The sequence below is a fragment of the Bacillus sp. 37MA genome (assembly GCF_000372765.1).
GTDB classification, from domain to species: domain Bacteria; phylum Bacillota; class Bacilli; order Bacillales; family Domibacillaceae; genus Domibacillus; species Domibacillus aminovorans.
Genome location: NZ_KB889752.1, coordinates 53,059 through 70,815 on the forward strand (window position 1 = coordinate 53,059; position 17,757 = coordinate 70,815).

A 17,757-nucleotide genomic window follows, 5' to 3' on the forward strand; every position below is an offset into this window, starting at 1 on the left:
CTTTTTTGGTCATTAATCTTCTTTAGGAATCGTATAGGTCTTCAAATAAGAGGGACCAGAGAAAATATTTGGCTGTTTATCAGGACCATCTTGTGTTCCACGTTTTTTATGTGCGTGATTGAAGGCATCTGATGTTTTCCAATTATTAAATGCTTTTACGTCTTCCCATTGCGCGAAAACGACGTACGTATCCGAGTCAAGCGGACGCAATACGCGCATTGAGATGAAACCGGGTTCATTCTCAATGGCTCCAGCCCGGTTTTTAAATCGATGTTCAAATAACGGACGGCCTTCATCTGTAACAGGAATGTTATTCAACACAACATAGCCACGATCCTCTATATTCCCGGCACCATCGACCACTTCATAGCGGCGCGGTGATTCAAACACGCTTTTCCCATTCGATTCATGAACGAGAGCGGCTCCATCTGTACCTTCCATCAGCACGATCTTTTCTGCTGTATGCTTCGTTTGAATCGTTTTCAAGAAATCGTACGTTCCGTTTGTAATGTATACATTCATCCTAATCACCTCAACAAGTATTATACCGCAATGTAAACCCTTTCTTCCAATTTTAACACTTGTGGACAGGTTCATTTGGCAAATTTTCGAACAAAGCATCCTTATAGTGAAAACATTGAGATGGTGGGCTATAATAGGCAATAGTTATGTTAATCGGTGAAAGGTGGCAATTAATCAAGATGAGGCAAATTAATGAGACTTTTTTAAAAGCGGCACGGGGAGAAAAAACGAAATATACACCGGTTTGGTACATGCGACAGGCAGGCCGTTCGCAGCCGGAGTACCGAAAGTTAAAAGAAAAATATTCATTATTTGAAATTACCCATCAACCGGAAATTTGTGCGTATGTGACACGTTTGCCGGTTGAGGAGTACAATGTGGACGCAGCAATTTTATACAAAGACATTATGTCACCGCTGCCTGCCATTGGTGTGGATGTCGATATTAAATCAGGTATTGGCCCCGTTATTTCGAATCCTGTTCGCTCTGTAGCAGACGTGGAAAAGCTTGGCCAAATCGATCCTGAAAGTGATGTTCCATACGTTCTTGACACGATTAAATTGTTAACGCAAGAGCAGCTAAATGTGCCGCTTATCGGATTTGCTGGTGCACCATTTACACTTGCTAGTTATATGATCGAAGGCGGCCCATCAAAAAACTACAATAAAACGAAAGCTTTTATGTATACAGAGCCAAAAGCCTGGTTTGCGCTTATGGATAAACTTGCAGACATGACGGTGACATATGTGCGTGCGCAAGTAAAGGCAGGCGCAAAAGCGATTCAAATTTTTGACTCATGGGTCGGCGCATTAAACGTTGCCGATTACCGTACATTTATTAAACCAATTATGGAGCGTATTTTCAGCGAACTGCGCAGTGAAAATGTACCGCTTATTACGTTCGGTGTTGGTGCGAGCCATCTCGCGAGGGAATGGCATGATCTCCCAGTTGATGTTGTAGGCCTTGACTGGCGTCTGCAGATCAAGGAAGCACGGGCGATGGGCTTGACGAAAACGTTGCAGGGTAACCTTGACCCATCCCTTTTGTTGGCTCCTTGGGAAGTGATTGAAGAGCGTGTGAAAGCAATTTTGGATCAAGGGTTGGCTGCTCCAGGGCATATTTTTAACCTTGGACACGGTGTTTTCCCTGAAGTAAGTCCGGATACATTAAAGCGTTTAACATCATTTATTCATGAATATAGCGCAAAATAAGCATTCTTCTTTGAACTAGAAGTTCGTTCGTGTCAAAATAAAGAGAACTAATCAATAATGAGGTGGATATATATGATAAAGAAAAAAATGGGTCTACTTGTAATGGCGTATGGCACGCCTTATAAAGAAGAAGATATTGAACGCTACTACACGCACATTCGTCACGGCCGCAAACCGTCAGATGACATGCTAGATGACTTGAAAAGCCGCTACAAAGCGATAGGTGGCATTTCTCCTCTTGCAAAAATTACGGAAGAACAAGCAACAGAACTTGAGGCGTTTTTAAATAAGATGCAAGATGAAATTGAATTCAAAATGTATATTGGCTTAAAGCACATTGAACCGTTTATTGAAGATGCTGTAGGGCAAATGAAAAACGATGGCATTGAAGAAGCGGTATCTATCGTTCTTGCGCCGCACTTCTCGACGTTCAGCGTAAAGTCATACAATGACCGTGCTGTGGAAGAGTCAGCGAAAATTGGAGGACCGTCGATTACATCGATTGAAAGCTGGTATCATGAGCCGAAATTTATTCAATACTGGTCAGACAAAATTAAAGAAACGGTCGATTCAATGACAGAAGAAGAAAAAGAGCATTTCGTCTTAATCGTTTCAGCACATAGTTTGCCGGAAAAAATTATTGCAGCGGGTGACCCATATCCTGATCAGTTAAAAGAGACAGCAGATCTTTTGGCAGGTGCTGCAGGCGTCGAACGTTATGCAGTTGGCTGGCAAAGTGCCGGTAATACGCCGGAGCCATGGATCGGCCCAGATGTGCAGGATTTAACGCGTGATTTGTATAAAACGAATAAATATAAAGCGTTTATGTATGTGCCTGCGGGATTTATAGCGGATCACCTTGAAGTACTATATGATAATGATTACGAATGCAAAGTCGTCACAGATGAAGTGGGTGCAGCCTATTATCGCCCAGCTATGCCGAATGCGCGTCCAGAGTTTATTGAAGCGCTCGGTGATATTGTCATGAAACATTTGAAAGAAAACGCCGAACGTTAAAAAGGCGAATTTTGTAGAATAAAATTGTAAAAAAGTAGTGAATACCGGCGGCAGGATTATTAGCTTATTTCTTAAACCAAATGTTTGTCGCAGAAAAGTATCCATTCGTCGCTAAAAAAAGAAAATGGGTTGTGAAAAAGGGCTGTTCGGGTTAGATAATCTCTGACTTTTTGAATAGCCCTTTTTTACATTGACAAGAAATAAGAAAAGACGTAAAATAAATTTTGAACGAAATGACCAATTTGTTATTTTGGTCAAAATGAGGTGGAATGAATGGCAGTTGATCGTAAAAGATTCATTATCGAAGCAGCAACAAAATCATTTACATTGTTTGGCTACAAAGCGACGACGATGGATCAAGTCGCCAAACTTGCGGGCGTCGGCAAAGGAACCATTTATACGTTTTTCAAAAATAAGGAAGAACTGTTTGAAGACATTATGACAACACTTATCCAAGAAATGAAACAGGCGGCAGAATCGGTCGTTCAAGAGACGCATTCTTTTCATGAAAATGTACATTGTGCTTTATTTGAAATGCTTCAGTTCCGCACGAAACATCAGCTGGCTGTAAAGTTGTTCCAGGAGGAAAAAGAAATGGGCACGCCGGCCGTGATTGACGCGGTGAGAAAAATGGAAGACGCCATTGTCGGCTATATTAAGAATCGAGTATCAGCGGCGGTTGATAGGAATGAAATTAAGCAGTGCGACCCCGAAATTGCGGCGTTTATTATGCTGAAGCTTTATGTCACGCTTGTCGTTGATTGGGAGCGGCGCGGCAGAGCGCTAAGTAAAGAAGAAATTGCCCGTTTGTTTGAATTGTACGTCTTTGAAGGGTTGGCAATCTAATGCCTGTCCTTTTATTTTTAAATAAAAGTGACCATATGAACAAAATAGTCATTTTTATATTTGGGGGGTATTTATATGTTTATAAAAGAAATAAAAGAGATTATGAAAAGCCGGATGCTGCTCATTTCCGTGATTGCCGTTATGATGATTCCACTCCTTTATTCAGGTGTGTTTTTATGGGCATTTTGGGATCCTTATGGACATCTTGACCGGCTGCCGGTTGCGGTTGTCAATAGCGACGCGGGCGCAGACTTTGAAGGAGAACAATTGGATCTCGGGGACGAACTGGAAAAGGAATTACGCGAAAACAGAAATTTTGATTTTCATTTCGTGACATTGGAAGAAGCGCAGGATGGACTTGAACAGCAGGAATATTATATGGTCATTGAAATTCCAAAAAATTTCTCGGAAAATGCGACAACGTTAATGGACGAAAAGCCGGAAAAGCTTGAATTAACGTATATTCCGAATGAAAGTTATAATTTCGTTTCGTCACAAATTGGCCAGTCCGCGATGAAAGAAATTCGCGCATCATTACAGAAGAGCGTAACGAAAACATATGCTGAAACAATGTTTGATAACATAAAGAAAATGGGTGACGGTTACGTAGAAGCAGGAGACGGCGCAGGTAAACTTGATGAAGGTGCGTTGAAAATGACAGACGGTACGAATAAATTGAAAAAAAATCTAGAAACATTGGCAAATAGTTCAGTAACATTTTCATCAGGTATTGAAAAAGCAAGTGAAGGATCCAAAGATGTCGCAATGGGAGCTGATCAGTTATCCAATGGATTCGTACAACTTAGTGAAGGGCAATCACAACTTATCGATGGTGGCAAACAGCTGCAAACGGGAACAGAAAAGCTGACTTCGGGTGTTGCTGAACTTGAAACAGGCCTTAACAAGGTAAATGGAAGAATGACGGAATTAAAGGAAGGCACGTCGTCTGTAAAAACAGGTGTGGATCAACTTCGTGAAAAACTGCCTGTTCTGTCAGAAGGTACAGGCATGATCGCGGCCAGTGCTGCTAATTTGACTACTGGCATGACGCAGTTTGAAGAAGAATTGAAAAATCAGATTAGCGCTGCTCAAACGGAGCAGATGGAACAGTTGCAGCCGATTTTAGCACAAGTAATGACGGGAGAACAGATGGCAGCAATGGAAGTATCCATGAAAGCGAATCAGGAGAAAATGAATGCTAGCATTGAAGCGGGATTTGATGAATTGCAAACGGGCAGCGGTCAACTTGCATCCGGTGCAAACGAGATCAATCAATCTGTATCCCGTGCTTTAACAGAAAATATGGACCAGTTGTCAAATAGTCTCGGCGATATACAAGATGGACAGATGCAGCTTCAATCGGGAATCGGAGAACTGGCAGCAGGCGCAGGACGTATAAATACAGGTGCAGCACAGCTTCAAATCGGTGAGCAGGATCTTGTGACTGGATTAAATACGATGGCGGAGAAGTTAAATGAAGCAAAAAAAGGCTCTGATACGCTTGCGAAAGGCGCCAAGGATTTATCCGATGGCTTGACTGAACTTGCAGGTGGCTCGCATGAATGGGCAGACGGAGCCGACAAGCTGGCGAATGGATCCGTAGAACTTGTTTCGGGATCTATTGAACTTGAAAAAGGCACGAAAGAACTGCAAGATGAGCTGATAAAAGCAGCGGAAGAAGCAGGCGATGTTCAGACAGATGACAAGACGTACGACATGATGGCGGAACCGGTCACTGTAGACAAGAAAGCTTTTCATGACGTGCCGAACTATGGAACGGGCATGGCGCCTTACATGCTATCACTTGGTTTATTTGTTGGAGCGATTATGCTGACGATTATTTTTTCATTGAAAGAACCACTGATGCAGCCGAAAAGTGCACGATCCTGGTTTGCAGGAAAACTAGGCGTATTTGTTCTTGTAGGGTTTGTACAGGCGATGGCGGCCACGATCTTTTTGCTAATTGGACTCGATCTTCATGTGCAAAGTGTGCCACGCTTTTTCCTTATGGCGGTCATTGTAAGTGTATCGTTTATGACGCTGATTCAAATGCTCGCCACGATTCTTGGCAATCCGGGCCGTTTTATTGCGGTCTTAATTTTAATCAGCCAATTGACAGCGAGCGGCGGTACATTCCCGCTTGAACTTATTCCGAATGCTCTGCAGCATATAAACAGACTACTGCCGATGGCGTATTCGATTGATGCATTCCGGGCGGTTATATCAAGTGGTGATTACGCCTTTATGTGGCAAAACGCAGCGGTCTTAATCGGGTTTGCGTTGTTTAATATGACGTTGACAGCGATTTATTTCCGCGGTCAATTTAAGCGGCAGTATGGTCGATTTGAAACAGTTTAAAGATGGCAAATAGCCGTCTTTTTTTCTTTCTAAATAATTTCCATAATTATTTCACACATATTATTTATGCGGAAATGGATTGTGATAGGGCAAGCCATATGAATCATTAAACAGCAAAAAACACCGGCTGCGCCTTGGCCGGTGTTTTATATGAAATATGTTAGCAAGTCTATTAAATGTCTTTAATATTTGAGCAAGTAGGACATATATTGCTATAGCAGTCATGCTGCTCTTCAATGTATAAGCCGCAGTTTGCGCATTCTTTTGCGGGTAAGTTTTTGAAAAATTCAACGATGCTTTTGATCATGTGTCTCTCTCCCTTGTTATATAACTGTTTTATTTGATGGTTTAATTGTATTATAACAGATGAGGTTTCGTCAACTATTTTTTGAAAATCTATTTTAATTTTTATGTAAAAGGGAATAGTATAAAGTTAAAGTGAAACTACATACAATTCTTTTTGAATTCTTGAAGTGGAGGTAGTTACTACCTATTAATGTGGGATAAAAAGCGGGGAGAAATGAACATGAAAATAACGGTTATTGGCTGCTGGGGCGGTTTTCCAAAAGTAAACGAAGCGAGCAGCGGCTATTTAATTAACGAAGACGGCTTTCAATTATTGCTTGACTGCGGAAGCGGTGTCTTATCCAAACTGCAAAACTACACAAAACCTGCCGCACTGGACGCGGTCATTTTGTCACATTACCACGCTGATCACATTGCGGACATTGGTGTACTTCAGCACGCACTGCTTATTGATTCATTTACAATGAAAACACGTGAAGAACCGTTGCCTATTTATGGTCATCAAGAGAGTGAAGGCTTTAGCACACTTACATACAAAAAGATGACCACAGGCGTAGCCTATCATCCTGATGAGGCGATTCAAATCGGTCCTTTTGTAGTCACATTATTGAAAACAAATCATTCGGTTCCCTGCTTCGCCATGCGATTTGAAGCAAACGGTCATACGATTGTGTACACAGCAGATACAGCTTACAAAGAAGAAATGATCGAATTTGCAAAGGGAGCAGACATATTGCTTGCAGAAAGTAATTTATATAAAGGAATGGACGGTACTTCCGCTGGTCATATGACGTCAGAAGAAGCGGGTATCATCGCCCAAAAAGCCGGAGTTCGCACACTGGTCTTAACACACTTGCCACATTTCGGTGATATCAAACAGTTAAAAGAGGAAGCAGCTCAACTGTTTGAGGGTACGATCGTACTGGCACATGAATATTTGGAGATTGGATTATAAGTCGCCGGTTGCGGCTTTTTTGTTGTCGAAGTAGGAGCAAAGCGATATAATTTGTTGGGAATGAAAGCTGGGAGGAAGAAAAATGGCAGCGCTAGTTGCGAAATACGGCGGATTTAAAGAAGGGTTGTACGCAGGGATTGGCATTGCTATGGGATACAACAGCATTGCTATCGGATACATCCCGGCAGCGCTCACATATGGTCTGCTGGCGTAAAGCGCAGAGCTTTCATTTTTTTTCGGGTATACCAACGTTTCATGAAAATAGTTGGTTTGGCATCGCCGGAGCAGCGGCTGCATTTCTAATTGCCTTTACGGGTGTTAACATTATTTTTGCAGTACTCGGTTCTATTGGGAATTTAACGATTTTATCAATGTTATAAAAAAGAGGATGTACGCGTTTAAAAGCACCCGTATCAAATAGATACGGGGCTTTTTTTTGTTGAATTATTGAGGCATTCATTTTGTTTGAAGGAAATTATGATGTATGATGGCCCTTTTCTAACTGCTTTAATTCACCTGAAAGTGTCATAAATGTTGAACGATCGTCGTTATCAAGAGAATGATCAATTTTATCCATTAAAAGTGCTTTTTCTTTTTTGTATAAAATATCCTTAAGAAAGTTATCGATAAATTCACTCATCACTGTTTTTTCTTTTTCACGGGGCATCGGGGACTTCATCATTTCGGCAAAATAATTATTGTTCTCCATTTTAATCACCTCGGATACCTTTTTTATATTATATGAAATTTTAAGCAACTAATCAACAGAAAGTTTATAATTTTTTGAAAATTAAATCTTGTGGCAAAAGGGACAAAAATAACACCGGCATGGTAACATGAAAATGTGAGAACAATTCAGGTGAAAAGGATGAGCAAGATGACAAGAAATCCATTAAAACAGGCTGAAAAACTACTTCTTGTACAGTCGGAAACACTGATGTTAAAACCAGTCCAATTTGGTGAGAGTGCGTGTACATGGATGTATGAAAGCAACAAGAAGCCGGTTTTAATGAACGAGAAAGCATTAACCATTATTCAGAAGAGCTGTCTCCATCACTTGTCTACTTACGATGGGAGAAGGGAAGCATCAAAGCTGCTGCTTGGCACTAAATCGAAAGTTCCTATTGTGATTGATCACATCGAAGGTATTTATCTCTTCCCGATTGTTTCACATTTAAAACCTGATTGTGTATGGATATCTTTATTTCACGTAAAGGAATTAAAAATTATCGACAAGAAAAAGACAGAAGTTCTGTTTAAAGATGGACAAAAAGTAATCGTGAATGTTTCGATGCATGTCGCATTCAGTCAATTGGCACTAGCAAACGAACTTCAAAAAAGAACGAAAATAATTACGTTCAACGGTAAGATAGAGAAAGTGGAACGCAAAAAATGGGTACAGGGCAAAAAAAGAATGATTATTTCGTTTTCGGATTGGACAGAAAGGGAACAGGGAAAAGATTTGAAACGTTGATTGAATTGAAAGGGATTTAAAGAATGAACTTGAGTGAATGGTTATCAACAGAAAGAATCATGGATTGGATTAATCAATATGAATCGTTTGGACCGTTACCTGGCTTTCTCCTGCCGCTTTTAGAAGCATTTTTACCGTTCTTGCCGCTGTTCGCATTCGTTCTTGCCAATGTGAACGCGTTCGGGCTGTGGTTCGGCTTTTTCATTTCATGGGGTGGTGCTGTAACCGGTTCATTTATTGTTTTTCTATTAATCCGCCGGTATGGACGCGAAAAGTTTTTCTCCTTTTTGCAAAAAAATAAGCAGATAAGTAAAATGATGAATTGGGTAGACCGCCACGGGTTTGCACCGGTGTTTTTGTTGCTTTGTTTTCCCTTTACACCATCTGCTATTGTGAACATCGTGGCCGGTTTGTCGAGAATTAGCATCGTTCAATATTTGCTTGCTGTGATGGCTGGGAAAACAGTCATGATCTTCACGATTAGTTATGTTGGATATGATGTGGCCGCACTCATTCATCAGCCTGGCAGAACCGCTGTTATCGCTAGTATTATGATCGCCCTCTGGTTTGGCGGCAAACAATTGGAAAAGCGACTTGAAAAATGAAAGCCATATCATAGATGTGGTTTTTCGTTTTTCTTTTGAACGAACGTATGATCTTTGTTATAGTAGATAGTAATGAAATGGAGGGGTTGTAATGGGGCTGCAATTTGTTATTGGCCGATCTGGTTCTGGAAAAACGGATTGGATGATTTCAGAAATAAAAAAACGTATACTCGATGATCCGGAAGGACAACCGATTATTTATCTCGTGCCGGAGCAAATGTCTTTTTTATCTGAATACGAGCTGGCTGCAGATGACGATCTTGGCGGTACCATTCGTGCGCAAGTATACAGCTTTACTCGTCTTGCTTGGCGTGTTTTGCAGGAAGAAGGCGGGATGAGCAGGCAGCACATTACCCCGGCGGGACGAAATATTTTGATTCGAAAAATTATCGAAGAAAATAGGGAAGAGTTATCGGTTTTTTCAAAAGCTGCAGATAAAACCGGTTTTGTCAGCACGGTGGAAGGAATGCTTACTGAATTCCGACAATATTTAATTACCCCAGATGATATGGTGGAACATCTTAGAAGCGTTCCGGCCGCACTTGCGGATAAATTAAATGATTTGCAAAAAATTTATACAGAGTTTGATCAGGCACTTGTGGACAAATATACGGATTCCGAAGATTATATGCGTCTTCTTGCAGAAATGATCGTCAAATCAGACTACATACGAGAATCAACTATTTATATAGACGGATTTCACAGCTTTACACCACAGGAACATGATGTAATTCGCGTTTTGATGGACATAGCACAGCATGTGACGATTTCATTGACGACCGATCGATCGTTCCGGCATGATGATCCGGATGATACTGAATTATTCCGTTTAACAGGCCGGACGTATCATGATTTATATGAAAATGCGATTGAAGCAGGTATCGATATTAAAGACGATATCGTCATTCAAGGACATAAGCGGCAAAAAAATGAATCATTAATTCATCTCGAAACACAGTTTGACAAACGACCAGCAAACACACATGAAAGCAGTTCCGGTTTAACGATTATGCAGGCGGCAGGAAGAAGGGCAGAAATAGAAGGCGCGGCACGTGAAATTCGTCGTCTGGCGCGTGTAGAAAACTATCGCTATAAACAAATCGCGCTCCTTATCCGCAATGGAGAAGAATATCGGTCCATTATTGAAACGGTATTTGATGACTATAATATCCCCTTCTTTATTGATCAGAAGCGGCCCATGCTCAATCATCCGCTTATTGAATTGATTCGCTCATCTCTTGAAGTGATCGGTGGAAAGTGGCGGTATGAAGCTATTTTCCGTGCTGTTAAAACCGATTTGCTTTTTCCATTTGATGAACCACGTGAAAACGTGCGCCGCCGCATGGATTTACTTGAAAATTATGTGCTGGCTCATGGCATATACGGCGATCGCTGGACGAACGGTGAAAGATGGACGTACCGCCGTTATATGGGTCTTGAATTTACAAGTGTCGCTCAGACGGATGAAGAGCGTGCGTTTGAGATTCAGCTAAATGAGATGAAAGAGGTTGTTTCGACACCGCTGTATCGTTTAGAAAGGCGGTTAAAACACGCAAAAAATGCACTTGAATGTTGTCGATCTTTATATCAATTTATTGAAGACTTGAATATTCCTGAGAAGATCGAACAACTATCAATCGAAGCGGAAGAACGGGGCGAGTTAGCGGCCGCGGCTCAGCATAATCAGGCGTGGGATGCGGTCATTGGTATGCTTGATGAGTTTGCGGAAGTGGCAGGAGATGAGCAGATGAATGCAAAAAAATTCGCTTCTGTTTTGAATGCTGGTCTTGAAGCGCTTGAGTTTTCAATTGTTCCGCCGGCTGCGGATCAAGTCATTGTAGCGAACCCTGAACGATCACGTTTGGCCGGCATTGAAGCTGCATTTGTCGTTGGCATGAATGACGGTGTTTTTCCGTCCCGTCAAATGGAAGATGGTATTTTGGACGATGAGGAACGGACAGCGCTCATTGCGGCAGGGATGAATGTTGCACCGGGAAGCAAAACGAGACTGCTTGATGAAGAATTCGTTGCATACCGTACGGTGACTATACCGGCGAGCCGCTTATATATTTCATGGCCGATTGCCGATTCAGAAGGGAAATCGTTGCAGCCGTCACCGTATATTAAAAGGCTAAGAGAACTTTTTGGCGGTTTAAATGAACAGCTTTTAGCTAATGATCCAGCTGATTTGCAGCCAAAAGAGCAACTCGAGTACATTGGCTATCCCGAGCCGACACTGTCTTATTTAACCTCGCAGCTTCAATTGAAGAAGCGTGGATATCCGCTTCATTCGTTCTGGTGGGATACGTACAATGTTTATATGGAAAGTCCGCTTAAACGAAAAGCAGGGCTCGTTCTGGATAGCTTATATTACGAAAATAAAACGAACGTGCTAAAGCCGCAGACCGGTATTGATTTATACGGAACGGATATGATTGCGAGTGTGTCACGAATGGAAACGTTCCATTCGTGCCCGTTCAGCCATTTTGCAAGGCATGGGTTAAAGCTGCGTGACCGCCTTGTGTATCGTCTTGAGGCACCAGATATTGGCGACCTGTTTCATGGTGCATTGAAATGGATAGCTGAAGAAGTTGAAAAGCGTGGAATGAAGTGGCCGGAACTTACATTGGAACAGTGCCGCACATTTGCAAAAAGTGCAGTGGAAGAGCTTGCACCAAAGCTTCAAAATCGAATTTTAATGAGTTCCAATCGGTATTCATACATTCAGCATAAACTCGAGCAAATTATTGCCCGGGCCTCAACGGTACTGAGTGACCAAGCAAAAGTGAGCGGTTTTTCGCCGCTTGGTATTGAGCTTGCATTTGGTCCACGGTCTGAATTGCCTCCGCTCGTCTTTCATTTGAAAAACGGTGCACGTATGTCGCTTGCCGGCCGAATTGACCGTGTAGATAAAGCGGAAGGAAATAACGATACATATTTGCGTGTTATCGATTATAAGTCGGGCAGTAGAGATGTTGATATGACGGAAATCTATTATGGATTTGCGATGCAAATGTTAACATATCTTGATATTGTGTTGACGAATTCATCCATTTTAACTGGCAAAGAAGCACGTCCGGGTGGTGTCCTTTATTTCCATGTGCATAACCCGTATTTAAATACGAAAAAATTTATGACAATTGAAGAAATTGAAAAAGAAATTATGAAAAGTTTCCGTATGAAAGGGCTTGTTCTCGGTGAAGATGAAGCCATTCATTTAATGGATGAGCAGCTTGAAACGGGAGACTCGCTTATTATTCCGGCAGGTTTTAAAAAGGATGGCACGCTGACCGCCCGTTCGAAAACAGTGGACGATGATTCATTTGGAACGATGCGGCGTCATGTTCGGAAATTATACGAAGATGCAGGTAATGATATTGTATCCGGAGCCGTTGATATTACACCGTATCGTTACAACAAAAAAACACCGTGTACATTTTGTTCATACCGGCAAGTGTGCCAGTTCGACGATACATTGGATGAAAACAGCTATAGACTGATTCGACCACATAAAAATGAAGAAATCATTCAGAAGATGAAGGAGAATGGTGATGACGGAATTGTATAATATCCCCGAGAAGCCGACAGATGTGCTCTGGACCGATGATCAATGGAAAGCGATTTACGCATATGGAAGCGATATTTTAGTTGCGGCAGCAGCGGGTTCTGGAAAAACTGCCGTGCTTGTTGAACGAATTATTCAAAAGATCATCCGTAAAGAATCACCTGTTGAAGTGGATGAGCTTCTCGTTGTGACCTTTACAAACGCCGCCGCTGCAGAAATGAGACATCGGATTGGTGAAGCGCTTGAGCGGGAAATTGAGCGTGAGCCGGCATCCATCCGGCTGCGCCGTCAGCTCCGTCTTTTAAATAAAGCATCCATTTCAACATTGCATTCATTTTGTTTGGAAGTCATTCGGAAATATTATTATATGGTCGATATTGATCCGTCTTTTCGAATTGCGGACGATACAGAAGCGGTATTAATCCGTGATGAAGTATTAGAAGATTTGCTTGAAGAAGAATATGGAAAAGAGAACAATGAATCATTTTATCGATTGGTCGATACATTTTCTGGTGATCGGAGCGATGTCGAACTGCAAAAAGCGGTTATTCGTCTTTTTGATTTTTCCAGGTCACACCCGGATCCGGACGAATGGCTTCATCAACTCTCATCAGTATATGAAACAGCAGAATCTATTGATGATCTTTCTTTTATTCATCCGTTAAAAAAAGATATCCGCTTCCAGCTTGAAAGTGCGCTGGCGCTTTTGGATGAAGGCTTAATGATGACGGAATTACCAGGGGGACCTGTGCCGAGAGCAGAAAATTTTTTAGTAGATACCCGGGCGGTAAAAGCCATTTTGGAATGTGAAACGTGGGAACAGATGTACAATGCGTTTCAAACGGTTCGATTTCCGACACTAAAAATGTGTAAAGGGGACGACTATGATGAGGGGCTAAAGGAGCGGTCGAAAACAGTTCGGGACAATGCGAAAAAGTTGATCAATGAGTTAAAGGATACTTTTTTTGCCCGTAAGCCTGAAAATTGGCTGCGTGATATAGCTGAAATGAAGCCCATTGTAGAACGGCTTGCTGAGCTCGTTCTTGCTTTTTCAAAGCGGTATGAAGCCGTAAAAAGAGAACGTGCCATTACTGATTTCAGTGATCTGGAGCATTACGCGTTGTCGATTTTAATGACAGATGGAGAGCCTTCAAAAGCGGCCGATTCGTATAAACGCCGCTTCAAGGAAGTGCTCGTTGATGAATATCAGGATGTTAATATGGTTCAGGAGAAAATTGTAAGCCTTGTGTCGGCGAATGATGAACAAAAAGGCAACTTGTTTATGGTGGGTGATGTGAAACAATCCATCTATCGATTTCGACTTGCGGAACCGGGGTTGTTTCTCGGAAAATATAAGCGTTTCAGCACAGATGGCCTTGCTTCTGGACTTAAAATAGGGTTGTCGCGCAATTATAGAAGCCGCAGTGAAGTGCTCGACGGGACAAATTATTTGTTCCAGCAAATTATGGGGACAGATGTCGGCGAAATTGAATATGGCCCAGAAGAAGCGCTCGTACCGGGTGCAGATTACCCAGACGGCTCTTATCCTGTTGAAATCGCGTTAATTAGCAGCGATGGACCAGATGAAATAGCAGAAGAAGACGTCGATCGTGAAGATGCGGAACAGTCACAGATTGAATCGCGGTATATTGCGTCCAAAATAAAAGAGTTAATTGAATCGGGACAACCTGTTTACGATCCGAAAACGAAAACAGAGCGGCCTGTACAGTACCGAGATATTGTCATATTAATGCGTTCTCTCACATGGGTGCCGGAAATGATGGAAGAATTTAAACATGCCGGTATTCCGGTTTATGCGAGCACATCTGGCGGTTATTTTCAAGCGACAGAAATATCTGTCATGCTCTCTTTACTGCAAGTCATTGACAACCCATATCAAGACATTCCACTGGCTGCTGTTTTGCGGTCACCGATTGTACGCTGCAGTGAAAATGAACTCGCATTAATTCGACTTGCATCGAAAAAAGGCAGTTATTTTGAATCATTGCTAGCTTTTATGGATGACCGAAATGGTGATGCATCTTTAAAAGAAAAAGTGAGTCCGTTTTTAGAATATCTGGAGAAATGGCGTTCCATTGGCCGAAGCGGTGCTTTGTCCGATTTAATATGGGAATTATATCGTGATACGCAGTTTTATGCATTTGCAGGCGGAATGCCAGGTGGAAAGCAGCGCCAGGCGAATTTACGTGCTTTATATGACCGGGCTCGTCAATATGAGGAAACGTCCTTTCGAGGTTTGTTCCGTTTTCTTCGTTTTATTGAGCGAATGCGCGAACGGGGCGATGATCTTGGGACAGCCCGTGCGTTGTCAGAGCAGGAAGATGTTGTCCGTATTATGACGATTCACGCAAGTAAAGGGCTTGAATTTCCGGTCGTGTTTATGGCTGCTGCCGGACGACGCTTTAATATGATGGATTTAAATGGCCGCGTGCTGTTTGATAAAGATTATGGCGTGGCGGTTAAATACATGAATCCTGATAAGCGAATTGCTTGGCCCTCTCTTGTTCAGCTTGCTTTCCAGCGGAAAAAGAAACTGGAGTTGCTTGCGGAAGAAATGCGTGTACTTTATGTCGCGATGACACGCGCAAAAGAAAAACTTTTTATTACTGGTTCTGTGAAAAGGGCCGAGAAGAAATTAGCCAACTGGGCATTGTCAGGTGAAAGAGAATCGATGTTGTTAAGCGATGCAGTAAGAGCATCCGCTACGTCTTACATGGACTGGATAGGCCCTGTCTTAATGCGCCATACGGATCTTGATGGCACTCATCTGTTATTGGCAGATCATCCATCTCGTTTCACTTTTTCTGTCATTGAATCAGCGGAACTCTTTTTAACCGATGAAAAAAAACAAGAGATCGAGCAGGATATGTGGCTGGATTACATAAAAAAACGTCAGCCGTATCCGGAACAGTCACCGGAAAAAGGAGATATTGAAGAACGGATGAGGTGGGAGTACGCGTTTCCCGAAGCGGTGAGTCTTCGTTCGAAACAGTCGGTCTCTGATTTAAAACGAATGAATGATATTTACAGTGAAGGGGCTGCGAATGAGACAGCGAGCGATTATCGTCGTCCTGTATTTAGACGACCGCGTTTTATGCAAATGAAACAGTTGTCACCAGCCGAAATTGGAACAGCTGTCCATACAGTTATGCAGCACATAAGCCTTGAAAAAGTACCGGAAGAAGTTGAAGTGGAACGTCTTTTGGAGAAGCTGATTGAAAAAGAATTATTAACAGTCGAACAGACGGAAGCCATCCATACCGAAATGGTTGCTGCCTTTTTCAAATCAGAACCGGGGGGAATGCTGCTGGCAGCCGACCGTGTCCACCGCGAATTGCCGTTTAATATGGGGGTGTCAGCACGTGAAGCAGGAACTGCGGATTTAGATGAAAAAGTGTTAATTCAAGGGGTCATTGACTGTTTGTTCGAGTATAAAGGGAATCTATATTTGCTTGATTATAAAACCGATCGCATCACAGATCGTTTTGCGGGCGGGTTTACAGAAGCAGAGCCTGTTTTACGTAAACGATACGACATGCAAATTACTTTGTACGCAAAAGCAATAGAACGCATTTGGAAACGGCCTTTGCATAAAAAGTTTGTCTTCTTTATGGACGGTGCACACGTAATCGAGTATACGTGAAAATCGCCTTTTTCTGTTATGATTATGAAAGTCATATTATAACCTGGAAGGAGCGTTTTGCTTGCAGTCTTTATCAACAGGGGAAAAACCGCGAATCTTAGCGATCGATGTATTGAGAGGCCTATCGCTTTTCGGTATCTTTCTCGTCAATATGTTTTCGTTTCATTCGCCTTATTTTTATTACAATCCATATGAATGGTGGAAAACATCACAGGATTTAACTATTTTTTCCTGGATTGATGTTTTCGTACAGGCTAGTTTTTACCCGCTGTTTGCGATGATGTTTGGTTTTGGCGTGGCGATGCAGTATGCAAAAGCGAGAGAGCATGGAAGGTCTTTTATTTGGACCGGTATTCGCCGTTTTACTTTTTTACTGCTGCTCGGTCTCATTCATGCTTTCTTCATCTGGCCGGGCGATATTTTATTCAATTACGCAGTATGCGGCTTTCTTCTATTGCTTTTTTTACGTTTTTCTGGACGTATGCTACTTATTGTCGGTCTCGTTCTTTTGTTTTTGCCAGCCGTTTTGTTAAGCGTGATGCTCATGCTGGCTGCTTATTCAGATCCATATAACGCTTTGTATTGGACAGATATTGCGTCTGTTTCACAATCCATTGCCGCGTATGGAAGTGGATCGTATATGGAAATTACGACGCAGCGCATACATGACTGGATGAACGTAAACCTTGTGGACGGAGGATTTTTAATCCAAATCATTTCAATCTTTCCACTTTTAATCATCGGTGCGGGTGCTTATAAATTGAATGTCATTGACAAATGGACAACTCATCCGAAAAAAACGACGTTCACTTTTCTTGTGTTTTTTATTTCCGGCCTTTTGTTAAAAGGGGTACCGCATGTTCTTGACCGCAATAATATTGCGTACATGTACGTGCAGGATTCGATTGGCGGTCCGATACTAGCTATATCATACGCAGTACTCATTGTTTTATTATGCACATTTCAATGGCCGCAAAAAATGCTGCAACCGTTCGCCGCTGCCGGGAAAATGTCATTAACCAATTATTTAATGCAGTCTGTCATCGGGACACTCATTTTTTATCATTACGGCCTCGGTTATTATGGTCAAATAACCATTTTAACTAGTATATGGATTTGTTTGACCATTTTTGCTGTACAAGTGGTCGTATCTAATTTATGGCTAGATCGATTTAAGAGGGGACCGATGGAGTCGCTTTGGCGTACTGTTACATATGGAAAAGGGGGGAAATAA

15 protein-coding genes are annotated in these 17,757 nt (G+C 42.1%); 12 read left to right on the forward strand and 3 right to left on the reverse strand.

From position 1 onward, the window contains the following. Positions 1–12: 12 nt before the first annotated feature. On the reverse strand, positions 13–522 hold the full coding sequence (locus tag A3M5_RS0100300; RefSeq protein WP_018391750.1) for an antibiotic biosynthesis monooxygenase family protein: 510 nt from the start codon (positions 520–522) through the stop codon (positions 13–15). Between the two features lie 146 nt (positions 523–668). Here A3M5_RS0100300 and hemE point away from each other — a divergent pair, with 146 nt between their 5' ends. The 4 genes from hemE (at position 669) to A3M5_RS0100320 (ending at position 5,954) form a co-directional block, all read left to right on the forward strand. Next, on the forward strand, positions 669–1,733 hold the full coding sequence (gene hemE, locus A3M5_RS0100305) for a uroporphyrinogen decarboxylase (RefSeq protein WP_502685406.1): 1,065 nt from the start codon (positions 669–671) through the stop codon (positions 1,731–1,733). Positions 1,734–1,805: 72 nt separating this feature from the next. Continuing rightward, entirely contained in the window at positions 1,806–2,750 is a 945-nt protein-coding gene (gene hemH / locus A3M5_RS0100310; protein ID WP_018391752.1) for a ferrochelatase, read from the forward strand. Positions 2,751–3,023: 273 nt separating this feature from the next. Beyond that, positions 3,024–3,596 (forward strand): TetR/AcrR family transcriptional regulator, encoded by a 573-nt coding sequence (locus A3M5_RS0100315; protein WP_018391753.1) that lies wholly within the window; start codon positions 3,024–3,026, stop codon positions 3,594–3,596. A 75-nt stretch (positions 3,597–3,671) separates the two neighbouring features. Beyond that, on the forward strand, positions 3,672–5,954 hold the full coding sequence (locus tag A3M5_RS0100320) for a YhgE/Pip domain-containing protein (protein ID WP_018391754.1): 2,283 nt from the start codon (positions 3,672–3,674) through the stop codon (positions 5,952–5,954). Between the two features lie 172 nt (positions 5,955–6,126). On the opposite strand, the gene yhfH is transcribed toward A3M5_RS0100320, so the two are convergent. Continuing rightward, positions 6,127–6,261 (reverse strand): protein YhfH, encoded by a 135-nt coding sequence (gene yhfH, locus A3M5_RS24145; protein WP_073712355.1) that lies wholly within the window; start codon positions 6,259–6,261, stop codon positions 6,127–6,129. Positions 6,262–6,480: 219 nt separating this feature from the next. On the opposite strand from yhfH, the gene A3M5_RS0100325 reads away from it, so the two are divergent. The 3 genes from A3M5_RS0100325 (at position 6,481) to A3M5_RS21850 (ending at position 7,595) form a co-directional block, all read left to right on the forward strand. After that, complete coding sequence (locus A3M5_RS0100325) at positions 6,481–7,215, forward strand: MBL fold metallo-hydrolase (RefSeq protein ID WP_026221525.1); 735 nt, start codon at positions 6,481–6,483, stop codon at positions 7,213–7,215. An 82-nt stretch (positions 7,216–7,297) separates the two neighbouring features. Further along, on the forward strand, positions 7,298–7,429 hold the full coding sequence (locus tag A3M5_RS26325; protein WP_018391756.1) for a hypothetical protein: 132 nt from the start codon (positions 7,298–7,300) through the stop codon (positions 7,427–7,429). Then, positions 7,413–7,595 (forward strand): hypothetical protein, encoded by a 183-nt coding sequence (locus A3M5_RS21850; protein ID WP_018391757.1) that lies wholly within the window; start codon positions 7,413–7,415, stop codon positions 7,593–7,595. Before A3M5_RS26325 ends, A3M5_RS21850 begins: the two co-directional genes overlap by 17 nt. A 95-nt stretch (positions 7,596–7,690) precedes the next feature. Here the strand turns inward: A3M5_RS21850 and A3M5_RS0100340 are convergent, their stop codons facing one another. Next, a complete protein-coding gene (locus A3M5_RS0100340) occupies positions 7,691–7,924 on the reverse strand; it encodes an IDEAL domain-containing protein (protein WP_018391758.1) in 234 nt (77 codons plus the stop codon). 168 nt (positions 7,925–8,092) lie between these two features. Between A3M5_RS0100340 and A3M5_RS0100345 the strand changes: the two genes are divergently transcribed. The 5 genes from A3M5_RS0100345 (at position 8,093) to A3M5_RS0100365 (ending at position 17,757) form a co-directional block, all read left to right on the forward strand. After that, positions 8,093–8,689 (forward strand): competence protein ComK, encoded by a 597-nt coding sequence (locus tag A3M5_RS0100345; RefSeq protein WP_018391759.1) that lies wholly within the window; start codon positions 8,093–8,095, stop codon positions 8,687–8,689. A 23-nt stretch (positions 8,690–8,712) separates the two neighbouring features. After that, a complete protein-coding gene (locus A3M5_RS0100350; RefSeq protein ID WP_018391760.1) occupies positions 8,713–9,294 on the forward strand; it encodes a TVP38/TMEM64 family protein in 582 nt (193 codons plus the stop codon). Between the two features lie 91 nt (positions 9,295–9,385). Further along, positions 9,386–12,862, forward strand: coding sequence for a helicase-exonuclease AddAB subunit AddB (gene addB, locus A3M5_RS0100355; protein WP_018391761.1), 3,477 nt, complete (start codon positions 9,386–9,388; stop codon positions 12,860–12,862). Then, positions 12,846–16,523 carry a helicase-exonuclease AddAB subunit AddA gene (gene addA, locus A3M5_RS0100360; RefSeq protein WP_018391762.1) on the forward strand — a complete coding sequence of 1,226 codons (3,678 nt, stop codon included), beginning with the start codon at positions 12,846–12,848 and terminating at the stop codon, positions 16,521–16,523. Before addB ends, addA begins: the two co-directional genes overlap by 17 nt. Positions 16,524–16,584: 61 nt before the next feature. Beyond that, positions 16,585–17,757: a DUF418 domain-containing protein gene (locus tag A3M5_RS0100365; RefSeq protein WP_018391763.1), complete on the forward strand. Its 1,173-nt coding sequence runs from the start codon at positions 16,585–16,587 to the stop codon at positions 17,755–17,757.